Raw genomic sequence first — 6,613 nt, 5'->3', positions numbered from 1 at the left:
GTTGGCGAGCCTCGCCGTACTATCTGTACTGTCTTCGGCTCGCCGCCTTGTCTCAATTCCTATTTGAAACGACTATAACGGCTTCGGCATCGGCTGTCGGCAGGCATCCCGCCGTCACGTCGTAAAAAAGGAAGACCCCGCTTGCGGGCGGGGTCTTCACCGGGACGTCCGCGCCTTAGCTGCACGGCACTTTGAGCGCCAGCCCGCCGGTCGAGGTTTCGCGGTATTTCGCGTTCATGTCCTTGCCCGTCTCGAACATGGTGGCGATGACGGTGTCGAGGGTCACGCGCGGCGAGGTGGTGCGGCGCAGCGCCATGCGGCTGGCGTTGATGGCTTTCACCGAGCCGATGGCGTTGCGCTCGATGCACGGCACTTGCACCTGCCCGCCGACGGGGTCACAGGTGAGGCCGAGGTTGTGTTCCATGCCGATTTCCGCCGCCATGCACACCTGTTCGGGGGTACCGCCCATCAGTTCGGTCAGCCCCGCCGCCGCCATTGAGCAGGCCACGCCCACTTCGCCCTGGCAGCCCACTTCCGCGCCGCTGATGGAGGCGTTCATTTTGTAGAGGGTGCCGATGGCGCTGGTGGTGAGCAGGTAGCGCTCGACGGTGTCGGTGGTGAGCGGTTTGATGAATTTGTTGTAGTAGGCGAGCACCGCCGGGACGATGCCGCAGGCGCCGTTGGTCGGCGCGGTTACGACCCGCCCGCCGGCGGCGTTTTCCTCGTTCACCGCCAGCGCGAAGAGGTTGACCCAGTCGATGGCTTCCATCGGGTCGAGGCTGTCGCCGCCGCGCGCTTCGAGGGTTTGTTTCAGTTTGTAGGCGCGGCGCGGCACTTTTAGCGGGCCGGGCAGGATGCCGTCGGTGTGCTGGCCGCGCTCGATAGCCTCGCTCATGGTCTGCCAGACGCGGCGCAGGTGTTCGGCGAGTTCGTCCGCGCTGCGGACGGAGAGTTCGTTGGCGCGGATGATGTCGGAGATGCTTTTGCCTTGCGCGGTGCAGTGGGCGACGAGTTCGGCGGCGTTGTGGTACGGATAGGGTTCGTGGCTTTCGCCGACGCTCGCCGCGCCGAAGTGTTCTTCATCAACGATGAAGCCGCCGCCGATGGAGTAATAGGTTTTGCTGAGGAGCTGCTCGTTGCCCGCCCAGGCGGTGAGAGTCATGCCGTTTTCGTGCAGTTTGAGAAATTCGCGGTGGAAGGGCATGTCCGCCTTGAAGTCGAAGGCGATGGTTTTGCTGTGCGCCGGGTCGGCTTCGTTCAGGGTGAGGCGGTGGTCTGTTTTCACCGCTTCGATGGCTTTGGGGATGTATTCGATATCGACGCTGTCCGGCTGGTAACCCATGAGGCCGAGCAGGATGGCGAGATCGGTGTTGTGCCCGCGCCCGGTGAGCGAGAGCGAGCCGTAAACGTCGGCACGGACGTGGTCGGTGCGCGCGAGCAGGCCGGCGGCGAGCAGGTCGAGCACGAACTGCCGCCCGGCTTTCATCGGTCCGACGGTGTGCGAGCTGGATGGGCCGATGCCGATTTTGTACATATCAAAGACGCTAATCATGGTGATACCTCAGAACAGTTTGTAAATCACGGCAGAGATGGCAATGCTGCCCATGACGACCACGAAGATATTGCCCGGCGTGCCCCGGAAGCGTTGCAGCGCAGGCACATGGTGGATGGCGTACATCGGCATGAGGAAGAGGATCATGGCGATGACCGGCCCGCTCAGGCTTTCAATGAGGCCGAGGACGCTGGGGTTCAAGATGGCGACAATCCACAGCGTGATCATGAAGAAGACGGCGGTGAATTTTCGGAAGGTTTTCGGCGCGATGGGCTTGTCGCGGAACTGGTTGATGAGCCCTTCAAAGCCCTCGCGCGCGCCGAAGTAGTGGCCGAAGAACGAGCTGCTGATGGCGAGGAAGGCGATGAACGGGCCGAAGTAGGAGATGACGGGGTTGTCGAAATGGTTGGCAAGATAGGAGAGGATGGGGATGTTCTCTGCTTTCGCCTGGGCGAGGTCTTGCGGCGTCAGGCTCAGCACGCAGCTGAAGACGAACAGCATGACGAAGCCGACCAGCATGACGGCAGTCTGGCGCAGCGTCTTGCTGATTTCGCGGTCGGCGGTCTCCGCATCGGGGAACTGATGCGCGTGCGAGACGGCGCAGCTCGAAATCGCGGGCGAGTGGTTGAAGGAGAAAACCAGCACCGGGATGGTCAGCCACAGCGTCGTCACGAGGGTACCGACGCTCGGCGTTTCGCGCAGAACCGCCGTGTTCCAGTGCGGGATGAGATACAGCGACAGGCCGAAGAGGATGACAATCAGCGGATAAACCAGCCAGTTCGTCACCCGCAGGATCAGCTTTTCGCTGGTAAGCATGATGGCGACCATCACGCCGATCAGGATGAGCGCGGCGACGGCGCGGCAAGTGTAATAGCCGCCTTCGCCCATCTTCGGCACGGCGATGTGCAACTGGTGCTGCATGAACGACAGCACGGTGTTGGTGATGCCGACGCCGTAAATCAGCAGGATGGGGTAAATCGCGAGGAAATAGAGCAGGGTAATCAGCCGCCCGCCCGTCTTGCCGAAATGCTCCTGCACCACATAAGTGATGTCCTGCCCCGGATTTTTGGACGAGAGCACGAAGCGCGCCAGCCCTCGGTGGGCAAGGTAAGTCATCGGCCTGACGAGGATGGTCATGATGATGAGCGGCCAGAACCCGCCCATGCCGGCATTGATGGGCAGGAACAAAACGCCTGCGCCGACGGCGGTGCCAAACAGGCTGATGGCCCAAGTGAAATTAAAACTCTTGTGGAAAGTGTTTATGGAAAAATCCTTTGTGCTTCAAGATGATGATGGAAGACAACCGCCGATGAAAGTCAGCAAGCCCCTCTGCCGTCGGGCGACGGTAAAAGGGCTTGGCAGCGATAGCGCGTAACGCGGCTCATGGGTAAGGTCCTTCGTGTGTATTTATGCTTGGTATTTTAGTTGATTTCTGTGGACTTTGCCCATGATTCCCTGGAAATCAACGCATCATCCGGTGTGAAGAAAACAGGCACAAAAACCGCCGTCTGCGGCAAGGAGGCGGACAAGCAGGGAAAAACACCGCTTGAACAAGCCGGGGCGGCACGGCAAGCCGATTTCCGGCAGAAAGCCGCGCCGCCTGCCGCCGCCACATGGTGAAAATGCCAAACACAGATTATCCACAACAATCAACATGACAACGGCATCCGCTGCCGGGCGGTTATGGCAATCTCGCGGTATGCGCTGCGAAATGGGGACCGTAAATTCAGACGATGGCGCGGTTAGAACCCTTCCCCGCGCACGGGGAAGATGGCTGAAGGCTGGGGGAATCACGACCAGCGGTCATGAAAAAGGGGCGATAGCGCATTTTGTCGCATACGAAACCCCATCCCGGGAAAGAAACGCCTGGCGGCAGAGGGTTTTTTACTTTCGGGAAGGGGCGGCTGCGCGCAGATGCGCTAGATGCAAGGCGGCGAAGGTTTGTGCCGGGGGCTATGATGCTTCATGTTCCCGCCACTGCATTTCCGCTTCATCGAGCAGGCGGCAGGCGGTGGCGACGGCGGCCGCGCAGTCGTCGGGCGTGCCGTCAAAGCCGAGTTCGCTTTCAAAGTGCAGCTTCGGCAGGCTGGAGATGGCGACCTGCGGGTGCATGGCTTCGAGGGTCTGCATGATGGGCGCGAGGCGGCTTTCCGGCGCGAAGACATCCAGCGCCTGATAGTGGCGCGCGCGCGCGAGGTAGCGGTAGTAGTGATCCAGCACCCATATCATCATCGGCTCGGCCATTTGCGGGAAGCCGGGGACGCAGTGGATGTGTTGCAGGCTGAAGCCGGGGATGTTGTTGACGGGGTTGGGGATGAGGGTGGCGCCCTGCGGGAAATGGATGAGTTCGCGCCGTGCGGCGGTGTATTCGTTGTCGCCGTATTTGGCGCGCAGCAGGGCATCGCCTTCGGGGTGAAAGGCAAGCGGCACATGGCAGGCGGCGGCGACGGCCTGACGAGTGCGGTCATCCGGCGTCGCGCCGATGCCGCCGAAGCTGAGGACGGCTTCGCCCGCCGCCAGGGCGCGGCGGTAGTGCCTGATGAGGGCGTCGGCATCGTCGCCGAGGTAGTGCGCGGCGTCAATGCGCAGGCCGCGCGCGTTGCAGGCGGCGATGGTGTTGGCAAGGTGGATGTCGCTGCGGCGGCCGCTGAGGATTTCGTTGCCGATGATGAGGAGCTGGATGCGTTCAGGCTTCATGATGATGTTGTTCCGGAGGGATTGAGGGGGCAGGCGGCGCGGCGGGTTTCAGCGCGATGCAGATGACGCCGGCGACGATGAGGACGATGCCCAGCCATTCGCGCGCGCTGAGGCGTTCGCCGAGGAAGGCGGCGGCGAAGAGGGCGACGAAGACGACGGAGAGTTTGTCCACCGGCGCGACGTGCGAGGCCTGGCCGAGTTGCAGCGCCTTGAAGTAGAAGAGCCAGGAGAGACCGGTCGCCGCCGCCGAGAGGCCGAGGAACAGCCACTGTTTGCCGCCGACGGTCGCGAGCGGCTGCCATTTGCCGAGGTAGCTGACCCACAGCGCGACGATGAAGACGATCATCACGGTGCGGATGAAGGTGGCGAAATCGCTGTCGATGCCTTGCAGGCCGGTTTTGGCGAAGATGGCGGTGAGCGCGGCGAAGAGCGCGGAGAGCAGGGCGTAGAAAAACCAGTTCATGAGTTACTTGCTCCTCAGGATAGGGAAAAAACGCGCATTCAGCGCTGACTGTCCCGCACTGCGTGGACGACTTTGACGATTTCAACCAGTTGTTGTGCATCGTCCACGGTGTAGTAAATCAGGTAGGGACGCGCGAGGGCGCACATCCGTGATGCCGGATTACGGCAGTCGGCAGGGAACATATACAGCATGAGGGCAAGCTGGTCGCCGACGGCGGCGCGGATTTTGCTTGCCATCCGGATGGCGGCACGGGGATTGTCGGCGGCGATATACTCACCGAGGGCGGTAACCTGTGTCGCCGCACTATCACGCCACCGGATGCGGCATTTCATCTGTTGCTGCCTGCGCTTGCGCCATGAGCCGTTTTGCCAGATCTGCCAGCAGGGCATCAAAGAACGCGTCCGCCTCCTCCTCCGCCAGCAGCGGTGTTTGCCGTGCCGCCTCAATGGAGGCCATAAAGCTCCTCATGCCAAGCCTCCATTTCGGCCTCGCTGGCAAACGTCATACCCCAATTGTTGGTAACTGTCCCGCTCATAAATCCTCCTCAATGTTGACAGGCAGACATCTTACACCTCTGCCCCGCTGCTGAGGTGGCGCAGTAAAAAAACGCTCATCCCGCCACGGGGGTGTCAGGCTATAATCCGCCCCCTTCTTTAACCACAGGACAAACAATGAAAAAAAGCATCATGGCCGCCCTGCTCGCGCTGGCCGCCACCGCTCATGCCGACGACGCTACCATCAGCAAAAAACTGCACGATTTCGGCCTGCAACAAGTGGAAATCGGCGACAGCCCGGTGAAAGGGCTGCGCAGCGTCGTCACCGAACAGGGCATCTTCTACGCCAGCGAGGACGGCAAATACTACCTGCAAGGCAGCCTGGTGGAACTCACCGACAAAGGCCGGCCGGTCGATCTCAGCAATGCGCCGCTGCTCGGCAAACTGGAAGCGCTGAAAGACGAGATGATCGTCTTCCCGGCCAAGAACGAGAAATACACCATCACCGTCTTCTTCGACACTTCCTGCCACTACTGCCAGCTGCTGCACAAGGACATCGCCAAATACAACGACAAAGGCATCACCGTGCGCTACCTCGCCTTCCCGCGCCACGGGCCGAACAGCGAAGTCGCGCGGCAGATGGAAACCGTGTTCAGCGGCGAAGACAAGGCAAAGCTGCTCGATGATCTGGAAAACGGGCGCAAAGTCGCCGAAACCCCGGTTGACAAAGTGCGCAGACATTACCAGCTCGGGCACCAGTTCGGCGTGAACGGCACCCCGGCCATCATCACCCCGAAAGGCGCGCTGATACCGGGCTACGTCAAGGCCGACGACATGCTGAAAACCTTGCAGGAAGAGGGCAACAGCGTCAATAACGAGGCGACCGCGCAAACGGGCGCGAAAGACGGCAAAACCTCCTCCTGACCCCAGGTTTGACAGACGCCCCGGCGGGGCGTTTTTTTTCGCCCTTGCCGCCCCGGACAAGCGGCAAGGGCGGCGCGTCGAAGACAGTACAACTATAGCTAATACTCCTAACTTTTCATACATTCAAGTAAATAAAGTAGTGTAGTGGAGCCATAATATTTAAATAGATATAATCTTTATTTGTCTTCGTATAGGTAGATGAATATGCCTTATTCTGCTGACTTTCGTAAAAAAGTCCTGGAATCATTAACTAGAGGCTTGTCTGTCCGGCGAGCTGCCAAACTATTTGGCATTCATTTCATGACTATCCAAAAATGGAAAACAGCACCTGATAGGCTCAAAGTACTGTAAATACGGCGACCCAGAAAAATCAGTAAAGAAGCACTATTGGCAGATGTCGAAGCCCATCCAGCCGATTATCTGCATGGACGTGCCAAACGTTTCAATTGCACACCTACTGCCGTCCATAAAGCCATGCGGCGT

9 protein-coding genes and 1 pseudogene are annotated in these 6,613 nt (G+C 60.1%); 4 read left to right on the top strand and 6 right to left on the bottom strand.

Annotated features, from left to right (window positions below):
• Nucleotides 1-175: 175 nt before the first annotated feature.
• Entirely contained in the window at nt 176-1,552 is a 1,377-nt protein-coding gene (locus Q0562_RS11775; protein ID WP_298644596.1) for an L-serine ammonia-lyase, read from the bottom strand.
• 9 nt (nt 1,553-1,561) lie between these two features.
• Complete coding sequence (locus tag Q0562_RS11770) at nt 1,562-2,776, bottom strand: serine transporter (protein WP_366144780.1); 1,215 nt, start codon at nt 2,774-2,776, stop codon at nt 1,562-1,564.
• Between Q0562_RS11770 and Q0562_RS11765 the strand changes: the two genes are divergently transcribed.
• Nucleotides 2,688-2,927, top strand: a complete 240-nt coding sequence (locus Q0562_RS11765) for a hypothetical protein (protein WP_298644595.1) — start codon at nt 2,688-2,690, stop codon at nt 2,925-2,927. The two genes, Q0562_RS11770 and Q0562_RS11765, sit on opposite strands and share 89 nt — an antisense overlap.
• A 104-nt stretch (nt 2,928-3,031) precedes the next feature.
• Entirely contained in the window at nt 3,032-3,172 is a 141-nt protein-coding gene (locus Q0562_RS11760) for a hypothetical protein (protein ID WP_298644594.1), read from the top strand.
• Between the two features lie 333 nt (nt 3,173-3,505).
• Here the strand turns inward: Q0562_RS11760 and Q0562_RS11755 are convergent, their stop codons facing one another.
• From Q0562_RS11755 to Q0562_RS11740, 4 genes are read right to left on the bottom strand one after another with little or no spacing between them, the layout of a single operon-like run.
• Nucleotides 3,506-4,249, bottom strand: a complete 744-nt coding sequence (locus Q0562_RS11755) for a competence/damage-inducible protein A (RefSeq protein ID WP_298644593.1) — start codon at nt 4,247-4,249, stop codon at nt 3,506-3,508.
• Entirely contained in the window at nt 4,239-4,712 is a 474-nt protein-coding gene (locus tag Q0562_RS11750) for an EamA family transporter (RefSeq protein WP_298644592.1), read from the bottom strand. The genes Q0562_RS11755 and Q0562_RS11750 overlap by 11 nt, the downstream gene beginning before the upstream one ends.
• 38 nt (nt 4,713-4,750) lie before the next feature.
• On the bottom strand, nt 4,751-5,044 hold the full coding sequence (locus tag Q0562_RS11745; RefSeq protein ID WP_298644591.1) for a type II toxin-antitoxin system RelE/ParE family toxin: 294 nt from the start codon (nt 5,042-5,044) through the stop codon (nt 4,751-4,753).
• Complete coding sequence (locus tag Q0562_RS11740; RefSeq protein WP_298644590.1) at nt 5,019-5,168, bottom strand: hypothetical protein; 150 nt, start codon at nt 5,166-5,168, stop codon at nt 5,019-5,021. Before Q0562_RS11740 ends, Q0562_RS11745 begins: the two co-directional genes overlap by 26 nt.
• A gap of 215 nt (nt 5,169-5,383) precedes the next feature.
• On the opposite strand from Q0562_RS11740, the gene dsbC reads away from it, so the two are divergent.
• Together dsbC and Q0562_RS13830 are read left to right on the top strand one after the other, a co-directional pair.
• The gene (dsbC, locus tag Q0562_RS11735; RefSeq protein ID WP_298644588.1) at nt 5,384-6,130 is read left to right on the top strand and encodes a bifunctional protein-disulfide isomerase/oxidoreductase DsbC; all 747 of its coding nucleotides are present in this window, start codon (nt 5,384-5,386) and stop codon (nt 6,128-6,130) included.
• Between the two features lie 198 nt (nt 6,131-6,328).
• Nucleotides 6,329-6,613: pseudogene (locus Q0562_RS13830) on the top strand (IS630 transposase-related protein); the annotation flags it as partial.

The organism is uncultured Cardiobacterium sp. (assembly GCF_938028825.1).
Taxonomy (GTDB): Bacteria; Pseudomonadota; Gammaproteobacteria; order Cardiobacteriales; family Cardiobacteriaceae; genus Cardiobacterium.
The sequence above is the reverse complement of the archived record's forward strand: the minus strand, read 5'-3'. Positions and strand labels throughout refer to the sequence as shown.

Coding starts and splice junctions, on each gene's coding strand:
- Q0562_RS11775 (WP_298644596.1), bottom strand. CDS start 1,552: ATGATTAGCGTCTTTGATATGTACAAAATCGGCATCGGCCCATCCAGC.
- Q0562_RS11765 (WP_298644595.1), top strand. CDS start 2,688: ATGATGATGAGCGGCCAGAACCCGCCCATGCCGGCATTGATGGGCAGG.
- Q0562_RS11755 (WP_298644593.1), bottom strand. CDS start 4,249: ATGAAGCCTGAACGCATCCAGCTCCTCATCATCGGCAACGAAATCCTC.
- Q0562_RS11750 (WP_298644592.1), bottom strand. CDS start 4,712: ATGAACTGGTTTTTCTACGCCCTGCTCTCCGCGCTCTTCGCCGCGCTC.
- Q0562_RS11745 (WP_298644591.1), bottom strand. CDS start 5,044: ATGAAATGCCGCATCCGGTGGCGTGATAGTGCGGCGACACAGGTTACC.
- Q0562_RS11740 (WP_298644590.1), bottom strand. CDS start 5,168: ATGGCCTCCATTGAGGCGGCACGGCAAACACCGCTGCTGGCGGAGGAG.
- dsbC (WP_298644588.1), top strand. CDS start 5,384: ATGAAAAAAAGCATCATGGCCGCCCTGCTCGCGCTGGCCGCCACCGCT.